The 25706-nt window shown below is 69.6% G+C and carries 23 protein-coding genes; 5 read left to right on the plus strand and 18 right to left on the minus strand.

Annotated elements, in window-relative coordinates; all coding sequences use genetic code 11:
• Window positions 1-159 precede the first annotated feature (159 nt).
• From ACZZZF_RS06200 to ACZZZF_RS06240, 9 genes are all read right to left on the minus strand, one after another.
• Complete coding sequence (locus tag ACZZZF_RS06200) at window positions 160-1629, minus strand: NAD(P)/FAD-dependent oxidoreductase (protein WP_463497548.1); 1470 nt, start codon at window positions 1627-1629, stop codon at window positions 160-162.
• Between the two features lie 39 nt (window positions 1630-1668).
• Window positions 1669-2961: a S8 family serine peptidase gene (locus ACZZZF_RS06205; protein WP_053095506.1), complete on the minus strand. Its 1293-nt coding sequence runs from the start codon at window positions 2959-2961 to the stop codon at window positions 1669-1671.
• Window positions 2958-3500 (minus strand): DUF501 domain-containing protein, encoded by a 543-nt coding sequence (locus ACZZZF_RS06210; protein ID WP_053095505.1) that lies wholly within the window; start codon window positions 3498-3500, stop codon window positions 2958-2960. The genes ACZZZF_RS06205 and ACZZZF_RS06210 overlap by 4 nt, the downstream gene beginning before the upstream one ends.
• A 68-nt stretch (window positions 3501-3568) precedes the next feature.
• On the minus strand, window positions 3569-3991 hold the full coding sequence (locus tag ACZZZF_RS06215) for an FtsB family cell division protein (RefSeq protein ID WP_285363096.1): 423 nt from the start codon (window positions 3989-3991) through the stop codon (window positions 3569-3571).
• A gap of 193 nt (window positions 3992-4184) precedes the next feature.
• Window positions 4185-5465: a phosphopyruvate hydratase gene (eno, locus tag ACZZZF_RS06220; RefSeq protein WP_053095504.1), complete on the minus strand. Its 1281-nt coding sequence runs from the start codon at window positions 5463-5465 to the stop codon at window positions 4185-4187.
• Window positions 5466-5564: 99 nt separating this feature from the next.
• A complete protein-coding gene (locus ACZZZF_RS06225; protein WP_072590968.1) occupies window positions 5565-6224 on the minus strand; it encodes an O-methyltransferase in 660 nt (219 codons plus the stop codon).
• A gap of 31 nt (window positions 6225-6255) precedes the next feature.
• Window positions 6256-7206 carry a CPBP family intramembrane glutamic endopeptidase gene (locus tag ACZZZF_RS06230; protein WP_320491283.1) on the minus strand — a complete coding sequence of 317 codons (951 nt, stop codon included), beginning with the start codon at window positions 7204-7206 and terminating at the stop codon, window positions 6256-6258.
• 91 nt (window positions 7207-7297) lie between these two features.
• Window positions 7298-8317, minus strand: coding sequence for a DUF1648 domain-containing protein (locus ACZZZF_RS06235; protein WP_463497550.1), 1020 nt, complete (start codon window positions 8315-8317; stop codon window positions 7298-7300).
• On the minus strand, window positions 8314-8664 hold the full coding sequence (locus ACZZZF_RS06240; RefSeq protein ID WP_463497552.1) for a GntR family transcriptional regulator: 351 nt from the start codon (window positions 8662-8664) through the stop codon (window positions 8314-8316). The genes ACZZZF_RS06235 and ACZZZF_RS06240 overlap by 4 nt, the downstream gene beginning before the upstream one ends.
• 100 nt (window positions 8665-8764) lie before the next feature.
• Between ACZZZF_RS06240 and ACZZZF_RS06245 the strand changes: the two genes are divergently transcribed.
• On the plus strand, window positions 8765-9235 hold the full coding sequence (locus ACZZZF_RS06245; protein ID WP_072590964.1) for a PaaI family thioesterase: 471 nt from the start codon (window positions 8765-8767) through the stop codon (window positions 9233-9235).
• 48 nt (window positions 9236-9283) lie between these two features.
• Complete coding sequence (locus ACZZZF_RS06250) at window positions 9284-10510, plus strand: APC family permease (protein WP_372984285.1); 1227 nt, start codon at window positions 9284-9286, stop codon at window positions 10508-10510.
• Here the strand turns inward: ACZZZF_RS06250 and ACZZZF_RS06255 are convergent, their stop codons facing one another.
• A complete protein-coding gene (locus ACZZZF_RS06255) occupies window positions 10511-11314 on the minus strand; it encodes an AraC family transcriptional regulator (protein ID WP_072590962.1) in 804 nt (267 codons plus the stop codon).
• Window positions 11315-11469: 155 nt separating this feature from the next.
• On the opposite strand from ACZZZF_RS06255, the gene ACZZZF_RS06260 reads away from it, so the two are divergent.
• Complete coding sequence (locus ACZZZF_RS06260; RefSeq protein WP_463497554.1) at window positions 11470-11994, plus strand: VOC family protein; 525 nt, start codon at window positions 11470-11472, stop codon at window positions 11992-11994.
• Here ACZZZF_RS06260 and ACZZZF_RS06265 read toward each other — a convergent pair.
• The 4 genes from ACZZZF_RS06265 to ACZZZF_RS06280 all read right to left on the minus strand — a co-directional run bounded on the left by ACZZZF_RS06265 (window position 11963) and on the right by ACZZZF_RS06280 (window position 16011).
• Window positions 11963-12775, minus strand: coding sequence for an SGNH/GDSL hydrolase family protein (locus ACZZZF_RS06265; RefSeq protein ID WP_463497557.1), 813 nt, complete (start codon window positions 12773-12775; stop codon window positions 11963-11965). The two genes, ACZZZF_RS06260 and ACZZZF_RS06265, sit on opposite strands and share 32 nt — an antisense overlap.
• Before the next feature lie 53 nt (window positions 12776-12828).
• A complete protein-coding gene (locus ACZZZF_RS06270) occupies window positions 12829-14079 on the minus strand; it encodes a histidine--tRNA ligase (RefSeq protein WP_056277920.1) in 1251 nt (416 codons plus the stop codon).
• A gap of 65 nt (window positions 14080-14144) precedes the next feature.
• Window positions 14145-14759 carry a nucleoside triphosphate pyrophosphohydrolase gene (locus ACZZZF_RS06275; RefSeq protein ID WP_053099038.1) on the minus strand — a complete coding sequence of 205 codons (615 nt, stop codon included), beginning with the start codon at window positions 14757-14759 and terminating at the stop codon, window positions 14145-14147.
• Window positions 14760-14844: 85 nt separating this feature from the next.
• Window positions 14845-16011, minus strand: coding sequence for a Na+/H+ antiporter NhaA (locus ACZZZF_RS06280; protein WP_463497560.1), 1167 nt, complete (start codon window positions 16009-16011; stop codon window positions 14845-14847).
• Window positions 16012-16097: 86 nt separating this feature from the next.
• Here ACZZZF_RS06280 and ACZZZF_RS06285 point away from each other — a divergent pair, with 86 nt between their 5' ends.
• Together ACZZZF_RS06285 and gdhA are read left to right on the plus strand one after the other, a co-directional pair.
• Complete coding sequence (locus ACZZZF_RS06285; protein WP_285363101.1) at window positions 16098-18785, plus strand: phosphoenolpyruvate carboxylase; 2688 nt, start codon at window positions 16098-16100, stop codon at window positions 18783-18785.
• Window positions 18786-18936: 151 nt separating this feature from the next.
• Complete coding sequence (gdhA, locus tag ACZZZF_RS06290) at window positions 18937-20307, plus strand: NADP-specific glutamate dehydrogenase (protein ID WP_463497563.1); 1371 nt, start codon at window positions 18937-18939, stop codon at window positions 20305-20307.
• Window positions 20308-20392: 85 nt separating this feature from the next.
• Here gdhA and ACZZZF_RS06295 read toward each other — a convergent pair whose 3' ends face one another.
• The 4 genes from ACZZZF_RS06295 to ACZZZF_RS06310 form a co-directional block, all read right to left on the minus strand.
• Window positions 20393-21826, minus strand: coding sequence for an APC family permease (locus tag ACZZZF_RS06295; protein WP_082297762.1), 1434 nt, complete (start codon window positions 21824-21826; stop codon window positions 20393-20395).
• 157 nt (window positions 21827-21983) lie between these two features.
• Window positions 21984-23441, minus strand: a complete 1458-nt coding sequence (locus ACZZZF_RS06300) for an aminotransferase class III-fold pyridoxal phosphate-dependent enzyme (protein WP_463499925.1) — start codon at window positions 23439-23441, stop codon at window positions 21984-21986.
• A gap of 236 nt (window positions 23442-23677) precedes the next feature.
• A complete protein-coding gene (locus ACZZZF_RS06305) occupies window positions 23678-25048 on the minus strand; it encodes a phosphotransferase (protein WP_463497565.1) in 1371 nt (456 codons plus the stop codon).
• Window positions 25045-25671, minus strand: coding sequence for a gamma carbonic anhydrase family protein (locus ACZZZF_RS06310; RefSeq protein ID WP_072590958.1), 627 nt, complete (start codon window positions 25669-25671; stop codon window positions 25045-25047). The genes ACZZZF_RS06305 and ACZZZF_RS06310 overlap by 4 nt, the downstream gene beginning before the upstream one ends.
• Between the last annotated feature and the right edge of the window lie 35 nt (window positions 25672-25706).

Here is a 25706-nt window from a genome sequence, read left to right on the forward strand (position 1 = left end):
ACCTCGTATCCGTAATGACGACACCACCGCAGACGGGAGTACTCCCCTTGCGCTGCCGACGGTAGCAAGCGCGCCTATGAACGGGGTGCGAGACACGCCCCGTCGGCGGAGACGACGAACGCCCCGACTCCGGAGGAATCGGGGCGTTCGAGGAGAGGACTACTTGGCGGCAGCCGTCTCGGCGGTCTTCTTGGCGGCCGGCTTCTTGGCACCGGTCTTCTGGCCGGCGGGCTTCTCGTCAGCAGCCTTGTCGACGGCGGTCGCCTGCGCGGCCGGAGCCGTGACGGCGGGAGCCGGCGCATCGGCGGCCGGACGCGGGCGAGCGGCGAACTCCTCGAAGACATAGCGCGGGTTCTGGACCGTCTCGAGGTTCACCAGGTCGCGACCGAGCCACAGGTTGTTCCACCAGCCCCACACCACGCGGAACTTGCGCTCCCACGTGGGCATCGCGAGGCCGTGGTATCCACGGTGGGCGACCCAGGCGACGAACCCCTTGAGGGCGATCTTGCCGGACTGGAAGACACCGTTGTAGAGCCCGAGGCCCGCGACGGCGCCGAGGTTCTTGTGGAAGTACTCCTTCGGGTCCTCGCCACGCAGCACGGCGACGATGTTCTTCGCGAGGAGCTTCGCCTGACGGACGGCGTGCTGGGCGTTCGGCACGCAGAAGCCGCCGACGCCACCACCGGACAGGTCGGGGACGGCAGAGACGTCACCGGCGGCCCAGGCCCCGGGAACGAAGGCCTCGGGGGTGCCGACACGGAGGTCTGCACGGGTCTGGATGCGGCCGCGCTCCTCGATCGGGAGGTCGCCACCGCGCACCACCGTCGGGTTCGCCATGACACCGGCGGTCCAGACGATCAGATCGGTGGGGATGACCTCACCCGTCGACAGCTCGACGTTGCCGTCGACCGCGCTGGTGAGCTGCGTGTCGAGGTGCACGTTGGCGCCGCGCTTCGCGAGGTCCTTGAGCACCCACTCGCTCGTCTGCAGCGAGACCTCGGGCATGATGCGCCCCATCGCCTCGATCAGGTGGAAGTGGGTGTCGTCGAAGGTCAGCTGTGGGTACTTGCTGACCAGCGACGAGGCGAGCGAGCGCAGCTCGGCGAACACCTCGATGCCGGCGAAGCCACCGCCGACGACGACGACGGAGAGCAGGCGATCACGCGCGGGGCCCGCAGGCAGCGACGCCGCCTTGTCGAAGTTCGACATCAGGCGGTCACGGATCGCGACGGCCTCCTCGATCGTCTTCAGGCCGATCGCGTTGTCTGCGATGCCCGGGATCGGGAAGGTGCGCGAGACGGCACCCGCGGTCACCACGATCTGGTCGTACGCGAACTCGTACGGCTCGCCCACGGGAGGCATGATCGTCGCGACCTTCTCGGCGTGGTTGATTCCGGTCACCTTGGCGGTGAGCACGTTCGTGCGCTTGAGGTGACGACGGTGGGCGACCACCGAGTGTCGGGCTTCGATCGAGCCGGCGGCCACCTCGGGGAGGAACGGCTGGTACGTCATGTACGGCAGCGGGTCGACCATGGTGACGTCTGCTTCACCCTTGCGAAGGTGCTTCTCCAGCTTCCACGCCGTGTAGAAGCCTGCATAGCCTCCACCGACGATCAGAATCTTGGGCACAGTGCTGTTCTGAGGCACAGGGGGACAACTCCTCGGGAGTCAGGAATGTGGCGTGCGTGCGCGCGCCGATCGGATGCGCCGGGCAGCTGCGGTGACGCCAAGCGCTATCAGGATACCAGGGACTGTGAGCGCGATGAGCGGCAGGGTACCGTAGCGCAGCGATTCAGCGCTGGGAAGCAGCGGTGAACCGGCTTCTGTCGGCGCGTCCGCATCCGGCAGAGGCGGCACCTCGACCGGCGCGGCGGTGGGTTCCGGCTGCGGGACCGTCTCCGCCCGACGGAACAGGCGGACCCACTCGGCGAGGTCTCCCATGGGGTTCTCGGAGACCTTGGGCACGTCCCCGCTGATCGCCGCCTCGGCATCCACCAGACCGTAGCCGTAGAGGGGGTCGGGAGGATCCGCCATGCCGGGGACCTCGATCGCCGTCTTGATGATGCGGTTGATGACGTTGGCGGCATCGAGCTCGGGATGCGCGGACCGGACGAGGGCCGCGATGCCCGCGACGATGGGCGCCGCACCGCTGGTGCCGCTCCAGGGCACGACCGTGCCGTCCGCCGAGACACCTCGCAGGCCCTCGCTGGGTGCCGCGATGCCGATGGTGATCCCCTGCGTCGAGGCCTCGATGCTCGCCGTGCCCGTCTGATCGACTCCGCCGACCGTGAGCACGCCGGGGATCGTCGCGGGGGCGCCGATGATGTCGGTGCCGCTCCCCCGATTGCCCGCCGCGACCACGACCACGACGTCGTTCTCGAAGGCGTAGAGGAACGCGTCGTCCCAACTCTTGTCCCAGTCCAGCGTGTTCGTGGTGAACGAGAGGTTGATGATGTCCGCCCCGTGATCGACCGCCCAGCGCATCGCCTTCGCCACCTGCTCGGTGAACGGCACGGCGGCAGCTGCGCCGAACCCCACGGAGATCGAGAGCAGATCGGCTTCGGGGGCGACGCCGATCATGCCCTTGCCGTCGGCCGCGCCGCGCCCGGCGGCGAGGGACGCGACCCACGAGCCGTGATTGCCGTCGATGGCACCCACCGGGGTGCGCCCGTCGGGTGTCCCGGTGCCGGACACGTCCGTGCCGCCGACGACGGCCCCGTCGAACACTCCCGGGACCTTGGCGATCCCGGTGTCGATGACGGCGATGGTCACTCCGTCGCCGCGGGTGGTCTGCCAGGCGTCTCGGATCCCGGCGCCATCGAGCCAGTATTCGGCGGCGCGCACCGGATCGGCGGGATCATCGGGCACCGGCGGCGGCGTCGCCGCTGCGCCGAGGAGCAGGACGGATGCCACGATCGTCGCCACCGCGACGCCGTTGCGCAGCATCCGCGGCGGCCTCATTCGGTCGACGCCTCGACGTCGCGCAGCGCCGCACCCGGGGCGTCGCACCGGCACTTCTCGGGAGACCACGTCGAACGCTCGAGCGCCACGTCGCCGATCGGGTTCACGCCGGGGCCCGCCGCGAGAGCGTGACCGGCCAGAGCGTGCAGGCACTTGACGCGCGTGGGCATGCCGCCGGCCGAGATGCCGTCGATCTCGGTGACCTCGCCGAACTGCGCACGGTCGGCGAGGTAGGCCTCGTGCGCCGCGAGGTAGGCCGCCGCGACCCCGTCGTCCTCGGCGAGGAGCGCCGCGAGCTCCGGCATGACCTGAGTGGCCTCGAGAGTCGACATGGCCGCAGTCGCGGCAGGGTGGGTGAGGTAGTAGAAGGTGGGGAACGGCGTTCCGTCCGGCAGCCTCGGCGTGGTGGCGACGACCGTGGGGTTGCCGCACACGCAACGGGCTGCGATGCCGACGACGCCGCGCGCGGTTCTCCCCAACTGGGCCGACACCACGGCGAGTTCGGCGGTCGTGGGGGCGGGGAATGGCGGCGTGGTCACCCGACCAGCGTACGGGAGCCGACCGGGAGGATGCTCGGAGCACACGCCCCGTGCGGCGGCGGCGCGGGTCAGCGGGCGACTGCGGCCGTGTCGCTGAGTCCGGCGGACGTCAGAGTGCGCAGGAGCTGCGGCATCCAGTCGGAGGGCGTCTCTTCGAGCGTGTCGCTGACCGGGCCCTGCTGCTGCGGAAGCGCGGCGGGGTCGAGGTCGTTGTCGATCAGGTACACGACCTCGCCGGGCTTGACGTAATACAGGCGCTCACGCGCCTGGGTGGTGATGTACGCCGGGTCGTTCCAGCGTTCACGCTCTTTCTCGAGCGCGGCGATCTGGTCTTCGGAGACCTGGATCGACTGCTCCAGAGCCGAGATCTTCTGCCTCTGATCGATGAAGGTGCCGAGGGTCGGCACCAGCACCCATGCGCCGAGGACCACGAGAGACAGCATGATGACCGAGAAGGCCGACAGGCGGATGCCGGAGGCCCACTCGCGCACATCGACCCTGCGGTCCTGCGCGCCTCTGCTCGCCGCACCCCGGGGCGTCCGACCCGCGGTGCGCTGTGCGGGCGACGGCGGCGCTGAGGCGGGCCGGGTCGCCCCGGAGACGCCGAAGGAGGAGCCGGTCGTCGTGCCACGGCTCCTCCTCCGTTCGAGCCGCTCAGGCGGCTTCTGTCTGTCTCAGCTGTGTTCAGCCCTGGTAGCGCGGGAACGCGGAGCGGCCGGCGAAGACAGCCGCGTCGCCCAGCTCTTCCTCGATGCGCAGAAGCTGATTGTACTTCGCGACGCGCTCGCTGCGAGCAGGCGCACCCGCCTTGATCTGACCCGCGTTCGTCGCGACCACGAGGTCGGCGATCGTCGTGTCCTCGGTCTCACCCGAGCGGTGCGACAGCATGGCGGTGTAACCCGAGCGCTGCGCCAGGCTGACCGCGTCGAACGTCTCGGTGAGCGTTCCGATCTGGTTGACCTTCACGAGCAGCGAGTTGGCGACGCCGCGCTTGATGCCGTCAGCCAGACGCGTCGGGTTGGTGACGAACAGGTCGTCTCCGACGAGCTGGACCTTCGAGCCGAGAGCGTCGGTGAGGAGCTTCCAGTTGTCCCAGTCGTCCTCGGCGAGGGCGTCCTCGATCGTGACGATCGGGAAGTCGTTGACCAGACCCTGGTAGTACTCGATCAGCTCGGGGCCGGTCCAGTCCTTGTTGTCGAGGCGGTACACGCCGTCGCTGAAGAACTCGGTCGCTGCGACGTCGAGGCCGAGCGCGATCTCGGTGCCCGGCTTGAAGCCGGCCTTCTCGATCGCCTTGACGAGGAAGTCGAGACCCTCGCGGTTGCTGGGCAGGTCGGGGGCGAAGCCGCCCTCGTCGCCGAGGCCCGTCGCGTAGCCGGCGGCCTTCAGCTCGCCGCGCAGCACGTGGTAGGTCTCGACACCCCAGCGGAGCGCCTCGGAGTACGTCTCGGCGCCGATCGGCGCGAGGAAGAACTCCTGCATGTCGATGCCGTTGTCGGCGTGCTCGCCGCCGTTGATCACGTTGAAGAGCGGCACGGGCAGCACGTGCGCGTTGGGGCCGCCCAGGTAGCGGAACAGGGGCAGATCGGCCGAGTCGGCCGCGGCCTTCGCGACGGCGAGGCTGACGCCGAGGATCGCGTTGGCGCCGGTGCGCTGCTTGTTCTCGGTGCCGTCGGTCTCGATCAGGATCTCGTCGACGATGCGCTGCTCGCTCGCCTCGATGCCCTCGAGCGCCGGTCCGAGCTCGTCGATGATGGCGTCGACGGCCTTGAGCACGCCCTTGCCGCCATAACGGCTCTTGTCGCCGTCGCGCAGCTCGTACGCCTCGAATGCGCCGGTGGATGCACCCGACGGGACGGCTGCCCGCTGGACTACGCCGTCGTCGAGGAGCACCTCCACCTCAACGGTCGGGTTTCCGCGCGAGTCGAGAATCTCGCGTGCGCCTACAGCCTCGATCAGTGCCACTGATGTGCTCCTTGCTCAGAGAAAAGGTGTGTGGAGCGTCGTCGATCCGCGCCCAGTCTAGCCCGCCCGGCCCTCAGCACCCGGGTCGGGGCCGGAGGTTCACACGACGACAGCGAGCGCGACGCCGTCCCAGCCTTTGACACCGACCGTCTGCAGCGCGGTGGCGTCGAAGCGCGGGTCCTCGCCCAGCATCCGCAGTGCATCCCTGGTGCCGACGACCTTGGGGTCGGTCGCATCGTCGCGCACGATCTCACCCTCCCGTCCGATGTTGTCGAGCACGATCACGGTTCCGGGACGGCCCAGCTTCGCGGCCCAGTCGAGGTAGACCGTGTTCGACTCCTTGTCGGCGTCGATGAAGACCAGGTCGAAGCCGCCGACCAGCGTGGGGAGCACGTCGGCACCTCGGCCGATCCGGATGTCGACGCGGTCTCCGACGCCGGCGGCATCGATGCTCGCGCGGGCCACGGCGGCGTTGTCCGCTTCGGCCTCGACGGTGATCACCCGCCCCTCGGGACCCACCGCCCGTGCGAGCCAGATCGTCGAGTACCCGCCGAGCGTTCCGATCTCCAGCACGCGGCGAGCGCCGCTGATGCGGGCGAGGAGGTTGAGGAGCTTGCCGCCGACCGGCGCGACCTCGATCTCGGGAAGACCGGCATCGTGCTGAGCGGCCAGCGCCGCCTCCAGCTGCGGATCATGACCGACGAGGAGATCAGCGAGATAGGCGTCGGCATTCGACCAGGCGGCGGGAGTGGATTCCATGCCCTCAGCAAACCGTGAGCCCCGAAGAGCGTCAAGAGGGTTGCGGACCCCTCCCGGCTCGGGGAGCGGACAGCAGCCGCCCGGGCGCGCCCGCGAGCTCGGGCTGACGACGGAACTGGCCCGTGAGTGCCAATGCGGCGATCACCGCCGCCGCGACGATCCATCCCGCGACGCCGAGAGGTCCGGCGAGTGCGAGATCGGGCTGCGATGCGGCGAAGATGAGGACGAGTCCGGCGGCCGCGTTCAGCGAGCCGTGCGCGAGGACGGCGGGCCAGACCGATGCGGAGCGCAGACGCAGCCAGCCCAGCAGCACACCCCAGGCCATGCAGCCGCCGATCATGAACAGCACGCCGGTGATGTCGGTGCGCCCGAAGTTGTAGCCCAGCAGGATCACCGGGCTGTGCCAGAAGCCCCAGATCGCTCCGCTGATGAGGAGTGCCGGCCACGTGCCGAGCGGTCGCAGGGCCGGGACGAGCCACCCGCGCCAGCCGAGTTCTTCGCCGAACGCCAGCACACTGTTGATCAGGGCGCCGACAGGGATCATCACGATCTGCGAGATCACGATGAGCTCGATCGGGGGCATCGGCGCACCGGCGGGCAGCGACCTCGCGATCTCAGCGGAGAACGCCGAGAACGTCGGGTCGAGCTGCACCCATCCGAAGGCCGCCGCGACCACGATGCCGAGCGCGACGAGAACCGGAGGGACGAGCCAGCCCGCCACCATCAGCCAGACGACCCGCCTGGCCGGGCGCAGGGGCCAGATGCCCAGGAAGCGGAGCCGCTCCCCCGGTGCCGGCACACGCAGGGCGAGGGTGACCACGAGCGCGGCGAGCGCGGGGGTCAGCATCATCACGGGCAGCAGGAACCAGGCGCTGGGCTCGGCGAGGCCGTCGCCCAGCCACAGCGGCAGGGCGACGAGCCAGGCGAGCCCGCACGCGAGCGCGACGAAGAGGACGACGGATGCGGCTCTGATGCGGGTCATGGATTGACTCCCGGTTCGGTGTCGATGTGCTGTTCGGTGTCGATGTGCTGTTCGGTGTCGATGTGCTGTTCGGTGTCGATGTGCGGAGCGATCATCGGGATGCTGCGGAAGCGAGGACGGATGCCGCTGTGGAGGCGTCGTCGACGGTGACGACGAACACGCGACCGTCTGTGCGGGTGATCTCGAGGGCCTCGCCGGTGCGCAGCACGAATCCGCGCCGCCCGTCGGTGCCGATTCGGTAGCCCCAGCCGCCGAACTCGGCGAACGGGTCGACCTGCACAGCGCGAGCGCTGGCGATATCGGCCGCGGCGATCTCGAGACGCGGCCATCCGGCGACTGAGCGCACCCGAAGGCCAGCGGTGCTCGCCCGCACCCGGAACGACAGACCGGTCGCCACGACGATGACGAGGACCACAGTGATGCCCGCCACGATCCACCCGGCGGCGATGCCCCGGGCGAGCAGCAGCACGCTCACGGCGACCGTGAAGAAGACGCTGATCCCGAGGACGACCTGGCCACTGCGGGCCACGTTCACGGTCTTCATCCACACGGCGCGCTCGTGGTCGGCGAGAGGCAGAGGTGCCGCCGGATCCGCGGACGCGACGGACGCGACGGGCACCTTCGGCTGCGCGAACCATCCGATCACCCCGAGGCCGGCGGCGATCGCGACGATGACCGGGACCCAGGGGGCGATGTCGGGCGCCTCGGTCGCATCGGAGAGCCCTCGCTGGGAGCCGGTCGTCGTGATCGCGAGCATGGACATCAGGCCCGCCATCGCGAGGCCGGCCGCTCCGAGCAGACGGGCGGTCGTCGACCACGGCGACTGAGGATGCGGCCCGCCCGAGCCCCGTGGGGGCAGCCTGTGCGAGACCAGGACGATGATCGCGAACATCGCCACGATCCCTCCGCCCAGGCCGATCAGCATGACCAGTGGTGTCCACCGCGGCGCGAAGCCATCGGCCCCGTCGAGGCCCCAGTGGATCGCCGCAGGATCGGGGATGTCGGGCAGCCACGCCAGGACGATGACGGCGGCGAGCACGATCAGAGCGGCGGGGACGATGACCCCGACCCACCAGAAGGCGGTGCGGGCGCGGCGGATCTCGGGGGTCATGCGTCGGTCTCCTTGATGAGCGCGGCCAGTGTCGAGGAAGAGAGTCCTAGGGATGCGGCGCGGGCGACGAGCGCGGCGATGTCCTGTGAGAGCTCGGCGAGCGGAGATGCACCAGCGGACACCACCGCTCCCCTGCCACGGCGCAGATCGATCAGCCCCTCGTCGCGCAGCTGCTGATAGGCACGGAGCACGGTGTGCAGGTTGATCTCGAGCGCCTCGGCGAGTTCACGGGCGGCAGGCAGCCGGTCACCCGGCACGAGACGTCCGGCGAGGACATCGGCGCGAACGGATGCCGCGACCTGATCGAAGAGCGGCCGAGCGCTGTCGGCGTCGATGCGGATCAGCATCCCGTCCTCCAATCTTCTAGTAGTTCTACATAAACTATAACAACTGTCGCAACCCTCCAGCGAGCTTTGTCCGGATCAGGCCGTCGGCCACACTGACCTCATGCGCATCACTCCCCGTCGTCTCGCCACGGGCATGAGCCTGTGGGTCCCCAATCTGTTCAGCGGCATCCGCATCCGCCGCTTCAGCGAGGACTGGACGCACGCCACGGTCGAGCTGCACGTCAACGTGTTCACCCGCAATTACGTGAAGACGGCATTCGGCGGCTCGATGTCCGCGATGACGGACCCGTACTTCTTCATGCTCGTGATGCATCAGCTCGGCCGGGACTATGTCGTCTGGGACACCCGGGGCGAGATCGAGTTCCTCAAGCCCGGGCGCGGGGTGCTGACCGCCGAGTTCGAGGTCAGCCGCGAGCGGGCCGAGGAGATCCGCGAGCGGGCGCACGGCGGTGCGAAGGTGCTCGAGTGGTTCGAGACCGTCATCACCGACCGCGACGGAGACGTCGTCGCCAGAGTCCGCCGACAGGTCTACATCCGCGAGAAGCAGCGCGTCACCGCCGCTCGGAGCTGATGGTGACGGCGATACCGGACGTTCACCCGGACGTGACACGATGACGGGATGCCTCTCGCCCGCCGCCTGACACTGGTCGACGCCGTCGCGATCGGTCTCGGTTCGATGATCGGCGCCGGCGTGTTCTCCGTGTGGGCACCGGCCATGGGAGTCGCCGGAAGCGGCATCCTGATCGCCCTGGCGATCGCCGCGATCGTCGCCTACTGCAACGCGACCGCCTCGGCGCAGCTCGCCGCGGCGCATCCCGTCGCCGGCGGCACCTACGCGTACGCCCGCGCCGAGATCGGCCCGTGGTGGGGCTTCGTCGCCGGATGGAGCTTCGTGATCGGCAAGATCGCCAGCTGCGCGGCGATGGCCATGACCTTCGCCGCCTACGCGGCACCGGAAGGCTGGGAGGTGCCGGTCGCCGTCGCTGCCGTCGTCGCTCTCGCGGCGGTCAACTGCTTCGGCGTGACGCGAACCGCCCTCGTCACGCGCATCCTCGTCGTGTGCTCGCTGCTCGGACTCGCCGTGGTGGTCGCGGTGGGCCTCGGCGGTTCCTCGTCTACCGCCCCGGCTCCCCTTCCGGATGCCTCCGCGTACGGGGTGCTGCAGGGCGCAGGCCTGCTCTTCTTCGCGTTCGCGGGATACGCGCGCATCGCGACGATGGGCGAAGAGGTCGTCGACCCCGCCCGGACGATCCCCCGGGCGATCGCCCTGGCCCTCGGCGGCACGGTCGTCGTCTACACGCTCGTCGCGATCACGGTCGTCGTCGTGCTCGGCGGCGACGCGGTCACGAGCACCACCCCCCTCGCCGATGTCGTCACGGCCTCGGGGTGGACGGCTCTCACTCCTGTCGTCCGCGTGGCCGCGGCCGCCGCCTCGCTCGGAGCTCTGCTCGCCCTCCTGACCGGCATCGGTCGCACCACACTGGCGATGGCCCGCGAAGAGGATCTGCCGCGCTTCCTCGCGAAGGTCGACGAGCGTTGGCACGTACCCCGTCGGGCCGAGATCACGATCGCGGTCATCATCGTGATGATCGTGCTCGTCGCCGATCTGCGCGACGCGATCGGCTTCTCCTCGTTCGGTGTACTGCTGTACTACCTCATCGCCAATGCGGCGGCATTCCGCCAGCGCACTGCGGCTCGCCGCTATCCGCGGGTGCTGCAGGTCGTCGGTGCGCTCGGGTGCCTCGTGCTCGTGAACACGCTGCCGGTGGTGGCTTCGGTGGTGGGTACCGCGGTCGTGCTGGTCGGTGTGCTCTATCGGATGATCCGGCTGCGGCTCGCGCGCTGATCAGGGTGGCGCGGCAGCGCTCCGAACGTCCTGCGCGGAGGACGCCCGGTACGCGCGGGGCGCGATTCCGAGCACGTTCCGGAAGTCGCGGGTGAGATGGGCGTGATCCGCGTACCCCAGGTCGGCGGCGAGATCCGCCAGATCGACCGATGGGTGCAGACGCAGGTGCTCCGCGGCCTCCTGCAGCCTGCGGCGCCGGATCATGGCGGCCGGCGACACTCCGACGTGACGATGGGCGAGGCGCTGCAGCGTGCGCAGCGAGACCGCGAGTCGGGTCGCGGCCTCCTCGACCGAGTCGGCGGCGCCCTCCTCCATGAGCACCTCGACCAGCGCGTTCGCATGCCTCGCACTGTCGTCGAGGGGTCCGACCCGACGAGCGAGCCACTCCGAGAACACCGCGACGGCGCGTTCGCGATGCCCCTCCCCCGACGCCATCGCAGCACTGACCCCGTCCGCGAGCTCGGGAGCGACGACCGGCTGCTCGGAATCGACGAGTGCGGCAGGGTCGTCGATGAGGGCCGCGACAGCTGCGGGTCGCAGCAGGGCGCCCACTGCCCAGCCCGTGCCGGTCAGCTCGCGATGCGAAGCCCGTGTCGTCGCCCCGGACAGACTCACGTCACCGTTCTCGACGACGAGGTTCAGCGCCGGGTAGCCGACGATCTCCTGGCGAGACGATCGAGCGGGCTCGATGCTCCACTCGGGGATCCAGAACCACACCGCGAGGTCCCGCGCGGCGGTCGCAGGCGGCAGACGATGGAAGTCCGGCAGCCGGGCCGGATACAGCACACCGCGGGTCGCACGCATCGCTAACCGCCGGCGAGGATCGCCACGGTGACCCGCATGGCGGACACGGTCGGTCCGAGGTCGTCGACGTCCATGCCTCGACCCTATGACCCCGGCGCACGATCGTGTCGCGCAAGTTCAAGCGCGCGTCTGCGACTGCTCCTTACTGTGGCTGCATGAGCACCGAGAACAGGACCGGCGTGACCGGCGAGCACACGACGGACGGCCGACCGAACAGCGCGACCTCCCTCACTCCCTTCCTCGCGGTCCCCCGGGCGCGGGAGGCGATCGAGTTCTACCGGGACGTCCTCGGCGCTCGCGTCATCGATGTCACGGAGTTCGGCGGTGTCGTCGCCCATGCGGACCTCGACTTCGGGTTCGGCCACCTGCAGCTGGGCGAGCCGAGCCCCGACTATCATCTGGTTTCTGCGCCGTCGGGAGACGACGACTGCTACTCGATGGGACTCTATGTCTCGGACGTCGACGCCGTCGTCGAGCGTGCCGTCGCCGCGGGCGCAACCGTGCGCGAGGCTCCGTCGGCGTTCGTGTCGGGAGACCGATTCGCCAGCATCCGGGATCCGTTCGGCGTGCGATGGTCGGTGATGACCCGGGTCGAAGACCTCTCGGACGAGGAGAGCGCACGGCGGGTCGCCGACTGGGCGGCGTCCTTCAGTGCTGCCCCGTCTGACGGCGCGAGCTGAGCGCGGTCTCGGCAGCCCGACACGCGGCCGGGAGCAGTGCCTCCGCCGTGCGCCGATAGCCGAGCGGACTCGGGTGGAAGCGATCGAGGCTGAACATCGCCTCCGGATCGTCGAAGAACATCGGGCCGACGGCGCGGCGGAGGTCGACGGGGTGCGCGCCCTCGGCACGAGCGGTCTCGGCCTGTACCCTGGCGAGTCGACGGGACATGCTCGACATCAGGCGCCGCAGAGGCTGCGGAACCGGGCGGAGGGCTCCGAGATCGGGACAGGTGCCGACCACGACCTCCGCACCCCGAGCACGCAGCCGTCGGACGGCCTCCCGCAGGTGCTGCGTCGAGACGGCGACGGGGATGCGGTGCGTCACATCGTTGCCCCCGACCACGATCACGGCGACATGCGGGGCGTAGTCCTCGGGCAGCGCGTCGAGCTGGGCGGCGAGGTCGGGCGATTCGGACCCGACGACGGCGGCCGTGCGCAGATGGACCGGTCGTCGCATCCGTCGCGCCAGACCCTTGGCGAGTCGTCCGCCCAGTGTCTCCTTGCGCCGCTCGGCGCCGAGGCCCGCCGCCAGCGAGTCTCCGAGCACGAGCAGATCGATCGGCATGCCGTCGAGCGAACGACGCCAGACGCGGTCGGCGTCGATCGACTCCTCACCGAGCGGCTTGCCGATGCGTCGACGCGCGATCGCGGCCTGTCGGGTGAGGACGACCCGGACTCCGGCGGCGGCCACCGCGGTGGCGACACCCACCGCCGCGACGGCGACGAACGGCGGTCGGCTCATGTCCCGATTCGACCGGAACGGCGTGAACGCCGAGTGAACGGCATCTGCCGAACTCAGGAGAGGGGCTTGAGCTCCAGCTCCGAGGTGCCCGACGAGACGGTCGCGAACTCCGTGTATCCGTCGGCGGCCGAGCGCTCGAGCAGGGCTTTCACGTTCTTCGTGCGCCGTTCCAGCCGCACTCGCGCCCCGGAGCCCACGAGACCCGCCTTGTGCATGACGAGCTCGGCGACCGGCACGTCGGCGTCATGGATGAGCACGACGGCGCGCTCGCCGGCATCCGCGCCCGCCGTCACGAGGTCGACGAGGCGCTCGAAGCCCAGCGAGAACCCGACGGCAGGGACCTGCTGGCCGAGGAAGCGGCCGATCATGCCGTCATAGCGACCGCCGCCGCCGAGCGAGTACGACACCGAAGGGTGGGCCAGCTCGAAGATCGTGCCCGTGTAGTAGCCCATGCCGCGCACGAGGAACGGGTCGAAGACCAGCGGGATGTCGGTCGCGCCTCGGCCGGCGGCGACGGCCTCGCCGATCGCGACGAGGTGTCCGACGATCTCGTCCGGGGCACCGTCGGGAAGCGCCTTGCGGATCTGACGTTCGCCGAAGGGGTTGTACTCCATGGTCTGCGGGCGCAGGAGGAAGGCTTCGAACGCGTCGACGGCCGATGGCGCCGAACCGCGCTCGCGCAGCTCGGCGGCGACGCCGTCGGGCCCGATCTTGTCGAGCTTGTCGATCGTGATGAGGACCCCGGGACGTTCGTCGCCCGTGAAGCCGAAGCTGTCGAGCATCCAGTCCAGCGCACGGCGGTCGTTGATGCGCACGGTGGCGCCCTCGAGACCCAGTGCGTCGACCGCATCGAGCGAGGCGACCATGAGCTCGGCCTCCGCGCGCGACGAGTCGTCGCCGATGATGTCGATGTCGCACTGCACGAACTGGCGGTAGCGCCCCTTCTGCGGTCGCTCAGCACGCCAGACCGGACCGATCTGGATCGCGCGGAACACACCGGGGAGCTGAGCGCGATTGCTCGCGTAGAAGCGCGCGAGCGGAACCGTGAGGTCGTATCGCAGACCGAGGTCGGCCAGGGCGCCCTGGTCGTCGGCGGCGTCGCGGATGGCATCCGCATCGAGGCCGCGGCGCAGCACGTTGTAGGCGAGCTTCTCGTTGTCGCCGCCGATGCCGGCGTGCAGTCGCGAGTACTCCTCGAGCGCCGGTGTCTCGATCTCGTCGAACCCGTGCGAGCGGTAACGATCACGGATCACGGAGAGGACGCGCTCGCGGCGAGCCTTGTCGGCGGGGAGGATGTCGCGCATTCCGCGCGGCGGGTTCACAGTAGCCACGCCTCCATCTTTCCAGGTCTGCGGGCCAGGCCGTGGACTCAGGCTTCGGATTCCGCCTCGCGGACCTCGGCCTCGACCGCTCGGAGCCGTTCGCGCAGCGCTCGTTCGGCATCCCAGCCCTCGGCGCGCGCGACCGCCACGAGGCGGAGAAGTGCGTCGCCGAGCTCTGCTTCCGAGGAGGGCGCCGGTCCAGCCCCGTCCGCGTCGGTCCGGGCGACGACGACGCCGGCCCCCTCGGCTCGACCGGCGACCTTCTGTGCCAGCGCGAGCGCCGGCATACCGCGCGGGATCCCGTCGAGGACGCTGCGTCTCGCGCGTTTCTCCGCCGCCTTCGCGGCGTTCCAGTGCACCAGGACCTCTTCAGGGGTCGTCGCGACCTCGTCCGCGAAGACGTGAGGATGCCGCCGCACCATCTTCTCGGTGAGCGTGGCCGCGACATCGTCGATGTCGAACGGGTCGTCGGGGTCCTGCGCGGCGATCGCGGCGTGGAACAGCACCTGCCAGAGCAGGTCGCCGAGCTCCTCACGCAGGTCGGCCCGTGAGCCGTCCTCGACGGCGTCGATCACCTCGTGCGACTCCTCGATGAGATACGGCACGAGATCACGATGGGTGATCTGCTGCGACCAGACGCAGCGATCCCGGACCTCGCGCATAGTCTCGGCTGCGGCGCGCAGCGGGTCTCGGGCGGGCTCTGCACTCACCGGTCCTCCTTCGAACGCCACTCGGGTCGCCTCGCGGTCACGAGGTCACGGCGCCGCGTCGTCGGTACGTACGGGCGCGGAGTGACACGATCACACCCGAGAGCACGAGAGCCACGAGCGAGCCGACGAGCACACCGAGGATGGCCTGATCGCGGGTGCCGGCGTCGGCCGCGAAGGCGAGGTTGGCGAGCAGAAGCGAGACGGTGAAGCCGATGCCGCCCAGCGCACCGGCGGCGAAGAGGTCGGCGAACGGCAGGGCCGGCGCCGCGCCTCGGGGCCGGATCCGCATCGCGAGCCACCCGAACAGGGAGATGCCGATGATCTTTCCGACGGGCAGCGCCACGACGATCCCCCAGAAGGCGGGAGAGAGCTCCGACGGTGCGAGGGCGGGGATCACCACGAAAGCGGCGACGAACGCGAAGATCGGCAGGATCGCGCCGTTCACGGTCGGTTCGAGCACGTGCCTGGTGCGCGCGGCAGGAACGGGCGACATCACGAGCCCGAGCATCACGCCGGCGATGGTGGCGTGGATGCCCGACGAGGCCACCAGGCCCCAGGCGACGACGCCGACGATGATCATCGCGACGGCCACCGCCGGATGCCCCTTGGCGTGGAGCAGTCTGCTGAGCAGCCAGAACGCGACGACGGCGGCGACGGCGAGCGCGAGGAACAGCCACTGCACGTCGTGCGCGAAGAGGACCGCGATGAAGATGATGCCGATGATGTCGTCGAGGATCGCGAGCGCGAGCAGGAAGACGCGGACGTTCGACGGAAGCCCCCGTCCGAACATCGCGAGCACGCCGAGCGCGAAGGCGATGTCGGTCGCCGTCGGGATGGGCCAGCCCGTGGCGGTCGCGGAGTCGCCCGCGATGAGCAGATAGACAGCGATCGGCACCAGCACACCGCCGGCGGCGGCGATGGCCGGCTGCACGGCCTTGCTGGGCGAATCGAGCTCGCCGTGGGTGAGCTCGTGCCGCAGCTCGATCGCCACCACGAGGAAGAACACGGCGAGAAGCCCGTCGGACACCCAGTGCTCGATCGAGAGATCGAGCACTGTGCCGGGCACGGCGATGTGGAAGTCGAGCACCGCGGCGAGCGCATCATGCGAGGGAAGATTCGCTAGCAGGATGCCGAGCCCTGCCGCGACGAGGAGCAGGACAGCAGGGAACTGCTGGCCACGGAGAGGGTTCGCGGAGATGCGCATCGCCCCCATGGTAGTTGCGAGCGCCCCGCACGTCTCACATCGTCATGCGTTCAGAGCACGACCCCGACCCGGGATACTCTCGAACGGTGACCCCCGAACACGCCTTCCCCGAGCCCACTGACACCTCGGCCATCCGCATCATCGGCCGTTTCGAAGCGGGCCGCGGCATTCCGGATGCCATGCGCACCGATGTCAGAATGCTCGGCGCCCTTCTCGGCCAGGTACTGCGCGAAGCAGGCGGTGACGACCTCTTCGAGGACGTCGAGCGGCTGCGGCTGGCGACGATCCAGGCCTATGACGAAGAGACCTCCGACGCCTTCGATCGGGCGGCCGCGATCGCCGAGTCGTTCAGCATCGCGCGCGCCGACGAGGTCGCACGGGCGTTCACCTGCTACTTCCACCTCGTCAATCTCGCCGAGGAGCACCAGCGCGTGCGGGTGCTCCGTGAGCGCGCCGGCCAGCCGGGGCGCGAGGATGCGGCCGACACCGTCGCCACCGCCTATGCGCGTCTGAAGACGGAGGTCGGTGACGACGAGGCGCTCCGCCGTCTCGAGGGCCTGCGCTTCCACCCGGTGTTCACCGCCCACCCGACCGAGGCACGCCGTCGCGCGGTGTCGTCGAGCATCCGCCGCCTCTCCGAGCTGCTCACCCAGCACGACGCCGCGAGCGAGGGCGGGTCTGAGGAGCACCGCGCGCGCCGGAGGATGCTGGAGGAGATCGACACCCTCTGGCGCACCGCGCCGCTCCGCGCCGAGAAGCCCTCGCCGACCGACGAGGTGCGCACGGTCATGGGCGTGTTCGACGAGACCCTGTTCACCACCGTGCCGCACGTGTACCGGCGCATCGACGACGCACTCCGCGGCGACGACTCCGGCTCGAGCGCTCCGGTCGTGCCCGCGTTCGTGCGCATCGGGTCCTGGGTCGGCGGCGACCGCGACGGCAACCCGTTCGTGACCGCATCCGTCACCCGTGAGGCGTCGCAGATCGCGTCCGACCACGTGCTGCGCGGACTGGAGCGCGCACTCGAGCGCATCGGCCGCGCCCTCACGCTGGACGCCGAGGACACCCCTGCGAGCGCAGGAGTCACGGCTCTGTGGGAGGCCTTCGCCGCCGCTGAGCCGCGCGTCGCCGAGGAGCTGGGCGCCCGCTCCCCCGGTGAGCCGCACCGCCGCGTGCTGCTCGCCCTCGCCCACCGTGTCGCGGCCACCCGCCGCGGCGAGGAGCAGCGCTACTCGCGCCCCGAGGAGCTGCTCGACGACCTGCGCACGGTGCAGTCGTCGCTGGCGGATGCGGGCGCGAAGCGCCATGCGTTCGGCGGCGTGCAGCACCTCATCTGGCAGGTGGAGACCTACGGCTTCCATCTGACCGAGCTCGAGGTGCGTCAGCACTCGCAGGTGCATCGCAAGGCGCTCTCGGAGCTCTCCAGCGGCGACGCGATCAGCGCGCAGACCGAGGAGGTGCTCGAGGTCTTCCGCGTGATCGCCGAGATCCAGCGCGACCGCGGCCTGCGGGCTGCCGGCCGCTATGTCGTGTCGTTCACTCAGTCGGCGCCCGACCTCGCGAACGTGTATGCGCTCGCGAGGCACGCGCTGGGCGACGACGCCCCCGTGCTCGACGTCGTTCCCCTGTTCGAGACCTTCGCCGACCTGCAGGCGGCGCCCGCCATCCTCGCGGAGGCCGTGACGTTCCCGGAGTTCCAGGAACGCCTCGCCGCGACGGGCAACCGGCTCGAGGTCATGCTCGGCTACTCCGACTCGTCGAAGGACGTCGGCCCGGTCGCCGCGAACCTCGCCCTGTACGAGGCGCAGGAGAAGATCGCGCAGTGGGCCAAAGACTCCGACATCGAACTGACCCTGTTCCATGGTCGCGGCGGTGCTCTGGGCCGAGGCGGCGGACCCGCCAATTCGGCCATCCTCGCTCAGCCGCCGCACTCGGTCGACGGTCGCTTCAAGCTCACCGAGCAGGGCGAGGTCATCTTCGCGCGCTACGGCGAGCCGGCCATCGCGATGCGCCACATCGATCAGGTCGCCGCGGCGACGCTGCTCGCCTCGTCGCCGTCCGTCGAGAAGCACACGAGCGACGCCGCCGCACGCTTCGCCGACATCGCCGCCGTCATGGACACCTCGTCGCGCGAGCGTTTCTTCTCGCTCGTCAAGGCGGAGGGTTTCGCCCCCTGGTTCGCCACGGTCACCCCTCTCGAGGAGATCGGCCTGCTCGCCCTGGGCTCCCGTCCGGCTCGACGCGGGCTGTCGGTCGAGTCGCTGGAAGACCTGCGCGCGATCCCGTGGGTCTTCGCCTGGACCCAGGCCCGCATCAACCTCGCCGGCTGGTTCGGACTCGGAACCGCTCTCGCCGCCGTCGGCGACGAGGCCCGTCTCGCCGAGGCCTATCGCGACTGGCCGCTGCTGCGCACCATGATCGACAACGTCGCCATGAGCCTCGCGAAGACCGATGAGCGCATCGCCCGCCAGTACCTCGCCCTCGGCGATCGGGACGATCTCGCGCAGCTCGTGCTCGACGAGCTGTCGCTGACGCGCGAGTGGGTCATCCGTCTCACCGGCGGCGTGGGCCTGCTCGAGAACAAGCCGATCCTGCAGCGCGCCGTGCAGCTGCGCACTCCGTACGTCGACGCCCTGTCGCTGCTGCAGCTGCGCGCCCTCCGCGCACTGCGCGACCCGGCCGAGGCGACCGGGTCGGGTGCCGACGACGAGCAGCGGCGACTGCTGCTGCTCTCGGTGAGCGGCGTCGCGGCGGGCCTGCAGAACACCGGGTGACCCCCGCGTCGTCGTCCCCGATCAAGCGCATGCCGGTGTGAAGGTGCTCACCTCGACGTGCCCGCTAGAGTGAAAACTTCGCCGTATCCGGCGCACCCTCACGCGACACGATCGCACGCAGCACCATCCCCCGATCAGAAAGCTCTTTCGCGTGACCTCTCCGTCTTCCGTCGACTTCCATCCGCTCGCCGACGACGTGCAGCCCGTCTTCGACACGGTGCTCGCCCGCAGCCCGCACGAGCCCGAGTTCCAGCAGGCCGTGCACGAGGTGCTGAACTCGATCGCACCGGTGCTCGCGCGCAACCCGCAGTACGTCTACGGCGGCATCCTCGAGCGTCTCGTGGAGCCGGAGCGGCAGATCCTGTTCCGCGTGCCGTGGGTCGACGATGCCGGTCGTCTGCAGGTCAACCGCGGCTACCGCATCCAGTTCTCCTCGGTGCTCGGACCGTACAAGGGCGGCCTGCGCTTCCACCCGTCGGTCAACCTGTCGATCATCAAGTTCCTCGGGTTCGAGCAGATCTTCAAGAACGCACTGACCGGCCAGGGCATCGGCGGCGGCAAGGGCGGATCCGACTTCGACCCGCACGGGAGGTCGGATGCCGAGATCATGCGCTTCTGCCAGTCGTTCATGAACGAGCTCTACCGTCACCTCGGCGAGCACACCGACGTCCCCGCCGGCGACATCGGCGTCGGCGGTCGCGAGATCGGCTACCTGTTCGGCCAGTACCGCAAGATCACCAACCGCCACGAGTCCGGCATGTTCACCGGCAAGGGCACCGGCTGGGGTGGCGCAGAGGTGCGCACCGAGGCGACCGGCTACGGCGCGGTGTTCTTCGCACAGGAGATGCTCGGCGTGCACAGCGACTCGCTCGACGGCAAGCGCGTCGGCGTCTCGGGCTCGGGCAACGTCGCGATCTACGCGATCCAGAAGGCATCCCAGCTCGGCGCGACCGCCGTCACGGCATCCGACTCGTCGGGGTACGTCGTCGACGACGCCGGCATCGACGTCGACCTGCTGCGCCAGATCAAGGAGGTCGAGCGCGCGCGCATCGTCGAGTACGCCCACCGTCGCCCCGGCGCCCGATTCATCGAGGGCGGCAGCGTCTGGGAGGTCCCGGTCGACATCGCCGTGCCGTCGGCGACCCAGAACGAACTCGACCTCCACGCCGCCGAGACACTGATCGCCAACGGCGTGCGAGCGGTCTCGGAGGGCGCGAACATGCCCTGCGTCCCCGCTGCCGTCGATGCGTTCCAGAGCGCCGGAGTCCTCTTCGCGCCGGGCAAGGCCGCGAACGCGGGAGGCGTCGCCACCTCCGCTCTCGAGATGAGCCAGAACGCGTCTCGCCAGCGGTGGAGCTTCGACGCGAGCGAGAACAAGCTGCGCGAGATCATGGCGGACATCCACCACGCCGCGTTCGACGCCGCGGAGCGCTACGACGTGGCCGGCGACTATGTCGCCGGGGCGAACATCGCGGGCTTCGAGCGCGTTGCGGGCGCGATGCTCGCGCAGGGCGTGATCTGACCGGAGTCGCACCCACTGCGCACGACACAAGAGCCGCCTCCCTCCCGGGCAGGCGGCTCTTGCGCGTTCTCGACGCCTGAGGTGCTCAGTTCTCGTCGACCGGCACCTTCACAACCTTGTTGAACCCGGTCACCGCCTGGTTCTCATCGAACGCGACCACCTTCTTGCGGAACCCCTTCGTGATCACGGCGAGGTAGATCAGGCCGAGAGCGGTCCAGATGAGTCCCCCTGTCAGGGCGTCGGAGTGCAGGTTCACCCACAGCAGACCCGTGAGGAGCATGCCGATGCCCGGCATCACGATGTACGAGAAGATGTCGCGCGGTGTGTGGCGCCGCCCCTTGCGCACGGCGAACCAGGCGATCACCGAGATGTTGACGAAGGTGAACGCGATCAGGGCGCCGTAGTTGATCCACGCCGCGATCAGCTCGAGGGTGAACGGGATCGCGAGCAGCGAGATCGCGCCGACCAGCACGATGTTGAAGGTGGGCGTGTGGGTGCGCGGGTTGATGTAGCCGAAGGCCTTCTGCGGAAGGACGTTGTTGCGACCCATCACGAGCAGCATCCGCGAGACGGATGCGTGCGAGGCGAGACCCGAGGCGAGCGTGGCGCAGAAGCCGGCGGCGGTCAGCACGGCCATGAGCACGTTGCCCCCGACGAGGTTTCCGATGATCGGCAGCGTCGAATCCTCGACGTACTGCATGTCGCCGCCGGGTGCGAACTCGTTCCAGTCGGGGAAGCGCAGCTGCGTGACGTACGCGGCGACGAGGAAGATCGCGCCGCCGAGCAGCACGGTCAGCAGGATCGCCTTGGGCATCGTCTTCGGATCCTTCGCCTCCTCGGCGTACATCGTCACGGCGTCGAACCCGATGAACGAGAAGCAGACGATCGTCGCGCCCATGAGCACCGCGCCGATCGTCGCACCGTCGTGGATGAAGGGCGCGGCCGATGCGATCGTGCCCGCTCCTTCGCCGCGCATCAGCTGCGCGACGACCATGACGACGAACACGACCATCACGACGATCGAGAACACGAGCAGGATCATGTTCATGTTCGAGGTGCCGCGCATCGTCATGTAGATGATGCTCGTGACGAGGATGCAGTACAGCACGACCCAGATCCAGCCGGGGATGTCGGGGAAGAGCGCTTCGAGGTAGCTGCGGATGATGAGGCAGTTGACCATCGGGAGCAGCACATAGTCGATGAGCGAGGTCCAGCCGACCATGAACCCGAGGTTCGGGTGGATCGACTCGCGGACGTACGTGTACGCAGACCCGGCGCTCGGGATGGCGCGGGAGATCTTGCCGTAGCTGATGGCGGTGAACACCATCACGACGAGGGCGACGAGGTAGGCCGCGGGGACGACGTTGTCGGTGTCGCGAGCCACCATGCCGAACGTGTCGAAGACGACGGTCGGTGTCATATAGCCGAGTCCGAGACCGACGATCGCCCAGAGGCCGAGATTGCGGCGGAGGGTTCCTCCGCCCTGCGCGAGCGGCTTCGTCTTGATGGGCGTGACCATGAGTACTCCTTCGGGAACAGCGCATGGGCCGGACTTCGGGCGGTCCGACACTGACGCTCAGTATGTACCCCGGAGATTCGTCAGCGGAAGAGCGGATCTGATTCGAAATACGCATTTAACATGCCGAGAACCGACTCGATTCGAAGACCCCGCTCGATCACCAGCCCTCGGTGAGCACGCGGTCGAGCATCGCGACGACATGGTCGGCGCTCTCGACCGACAGACAGAGCGGGGGTTTGATCTTCAGCACGTTCGAGCGCTCCGAGGTGGTGAGCACGATCACGCCGAGCTCGCGAAGCCTCTCGCAGATCGCGGCCGCCTCGGCCGCCGCCGGGTGCAGGGTCTCGGGGTCGCGCACGAGCTCGACCCCGAGATACAGCCCCTGCCCGTGCACAGGCCCGACGATCGGATGCCGTAGCGCGAGTCCACGGAGCGACTCCGCCAGATGCCGACCGACGTCGAGCGCATTGCGCTGCAGGTCGTCCTCGACCATGGCATCGAGGACCGCGAGGCCGACGCTGCTGCTGAGCGTGCTGCCACCGCCCGAGGAGAAGAACTGGCCCTGCTCGCTCAGCGCGTCGGCGATCCTCTTCGAGGTGATCACGCCGCCGATCGGGAAGCCGTTGCCCATCGGCTTCGCGATCGTGACGATGTCGGGGATCACTCCGGACTGCTCGAATCCCCAGAACGTGGATCCCATGCGCCCGAAGCCCACCTGCACCTCGTCGGCGATGCACAGGCCACCGTGTGAACGTACGAGGTCGTACGCAGCGGTCAGATATCCGTCGGGAAGGACCACCCCGCCCGCGTTGCCGAGCACGGACTCGCACACGAACCCGGCCGGATCCCGGCCCTCGACGCTGAGTCGGTCGAGGTCGGCGGCGAGGTCGGCGAGGTACCGGTCCGCCGAGTCCTGGCCGCGGTGCGTGCCGCGGAACGAGTTGGGCACATCGGCGACGTGCACCCAGTCGGGACGCGTCGCGAGCGCATCAGGATTGTCATAGGCGCTGGTGGTGACCGCATCGCTCGCCATCGTCCACCCGTGATAGGCCTCTCGCAGCGCGACGACGGTTTGTCGGCCGGTGGCCGCCTGCGCGAGACGGATGCCGAGGTCCACCGCCTCCGATCCGCTGTTCACGAGCAGTACGGTGTCGAGGCCGCTCCCCTCGGGCATCAGCGCGATGAGTCGCTCGCTGTACTCGGCGAGGCCGCGGAACAGGAACCTGGAGTTCGTGGCGAGCGTCTTCAGCTGGCGGTTCGCCGCCGCCGCGACTCGCGGGTGGCCGTGGCCGAGCCCGGCGACGTTGTTCACCATGTCGATGTAGCTGCGACCGGTCGTGTCGACGAGGTGGTGCCGCCAGCCTCGCTCGATCTGCGGCGGGTGCTCGTAATAGCGCTCCTGTGCGGCCGCGAAGATGCGCTCGCGGCGCTCGAGCTCCTGACCGGCCTCGTCGCGCTGCGCGGCGGACCGGAGGCCCAGCAGCGGAGCGGGGTCCGCGGTGAAGCGACGCCAGGCCACGACGCGTTCCGGGGTGACGAGCCGCGCGGCGATCGGCGGATTCGGCAGCGGGGAGCGGAGCGGCGGAGCATCCCCTCGCGTCAGCCCGATGACCATCGTGCGGTTCTCGAAGGATGCGGCGAGCCTGCCGATGCTCTCGCCCCTCTCGACTCTCCCGCTGCGATTCGGCTCGATGTCGGTGCCACGGAGCGCGAGCCTCCACCCGCCGTCGAGCTCGATGTGCACCCCGTCGTCGGTGATCTTCAGCTCCCCCGCGGTCGGCGCGACCAGTCGCGACGACGGACCGGGGGCGACATGCACCTCCGTCTCCACCGGCCAGGTGGCGGCCGCGCTCACGGCGTCGACGGTCGTCCGGGTGAGCCGGAAGACGCCGTAGGGAACCACGGCAGCGCGAGCACCCGCCGCGTGGGCCTCGGCCACGAGAATCGCCTCGGCATCCGGATGCGACCAGCGCCCTGCATCGAGCCCCTCGGCTTCGATGCCCGGATCGACCAGGAGGACTCGGCCCTCGAGATCGGGAAGCAGCATCGACAGTTCCCGGCGGGAAGCGTCGGGTACGTCGGGAGCGTCAGGCACGTCGGGAGCGTCCCCGGAGTCCCTGCATCCGGAGTCCCCGCATCAGGAGTCCCCGCATCAGGAGTCTCATCCGGAGTCCCAGCATCCGACATCTCGAACTCCGGAGACGCGAACCCGAGCCGCGCGAGCACGTGCTCGGACATCTCGGCGAGCGGAACGGCGGTCGCCGCGTCGAAGATGGCCTGCTCCCCCTCGATCCTCTCGCGGGCGTAGTCGTTGTCCCCGTCGATCGCGAGCTGACGCCAGCCGCTCGCGACGAGCAGCGCTGCTCTCAGCACGACGAGGGGCCACACCGCGACCGCCTCGTCGCGAGTGAGCGGGGCATCGGCGTGGAACGCCGCGACGGTGTCGAGTGCGCGAAGCGGGCGCTCCGGCTCATGGTGCAGCATCGACGAGACGCAGACAGCCAGTTCCGCGACGCGCCAACCGAGACCCAGGTCTCCCAGATCGAGCACCGTGTGCGGATGCAGCCGCGAGTCAGCACCGCGCATTCCGGTGACGTTGTCGTCGGTCAGGTCGCCATGGATCGGCTGCACAGGCAGGCCGGCAGCGACGGTCGAGACAGCGGCGTGAGCCTCATCGGCTGCCGTGCGCACGCGCACGCGCAGTTCGGCCTCGGTCACTGCCGGGGCCAGCGCGATGATCTGCTCGTACGCGACGCGCATGTCCCACATCTGCTCACGGTCGAGCCCCGGATGCACGAGACCTGCGAGCGCGTTCACGGATGCCGCAGCCAGCGTGCCGAACTCCCCCAGGACGACGGGAGCGAGATAGCCCGCGTCGACCATCGGCTCGCCCTCGGCGAACTCGCTGCGCCGCACCGCGAATCCTCGCCAGCGCTGGGTGAGCTCACCGTCGAGCCCGGGGAGCACGGTGGGAACACGAACGCCGGCTGCGCGGTAGGCGTCGAGCGCCGCATGCTGCGCGGCTCTCGCGTCGTCGCCGAACACCGGGTTGTCGACGCGCAGCACGCTGCGTGATCCGTCCGGCTCGATCAGGACGAAGTTCCGGTCCTGGTTGCTACCGAGCTCGCTCGCCTGGGCGTCGACCCCGTAGCAGTCGCGAGCGATCAGCGCGGCGTCCTCCGTGCTGATGTCCGGTCGGACGAGCCCTGCCCCGTCACTCACCCTCGGCCCGCCGCGTGGCCGTCGGCATCGAGACGCACGTCGTCGGCATGCCGGGCCAGGGAACTGCCGTACCGCTCGGTCAGCTGAACCATCAGGTCGGGGGTGTCGCGGTCCACGCCGAAGACGTGCCCCGGGAAGTCGAGCTCGGGCTGGGCCGCGGAGATCTCCTCCTCGCGGTCGGGAGAGAGGAGCTGGACGGGATCCCCGACCGCGACCCAGCCGATCGGCACGACGGTGCCGGACGGCAGCACCGCCCGCCGGTGCACGATGGCGTTCACGCGCACCTCGCACCGGTCCCCGACCAGCGCGCCGTTGAAGATCCGGGCGCCCGACGCGAGGAAGACCTCTTCGCCGACGGTCGCACCCGCGATGCTCGCGAGGGTTCCGACGAGCGTGTGCGAGCCGATGTGCACGGCGTTCGCGGCCGTCGCCCTGATGAGCGCGTTCTCCATCACGATCACGTGCTCGCCGAGCGTGATGGGCCCGCCCTCGGCGGTGATCACGGCGCCGTGCAGCACTTGGCAGTCCGGTCCGATCGTCACGTCTCCGGAGATCACGGCGGTGGGAGCGACGACGGCGGTGTCATGGATCCGGGGCCGAGCCCCGAGGTGCTCGTACAACATGACGCCAGCGTAGTGGTGCAGCGCACGGGACGAGA

The organism is Microbacterium sp. AC215 (assembly GCF_979258645.1).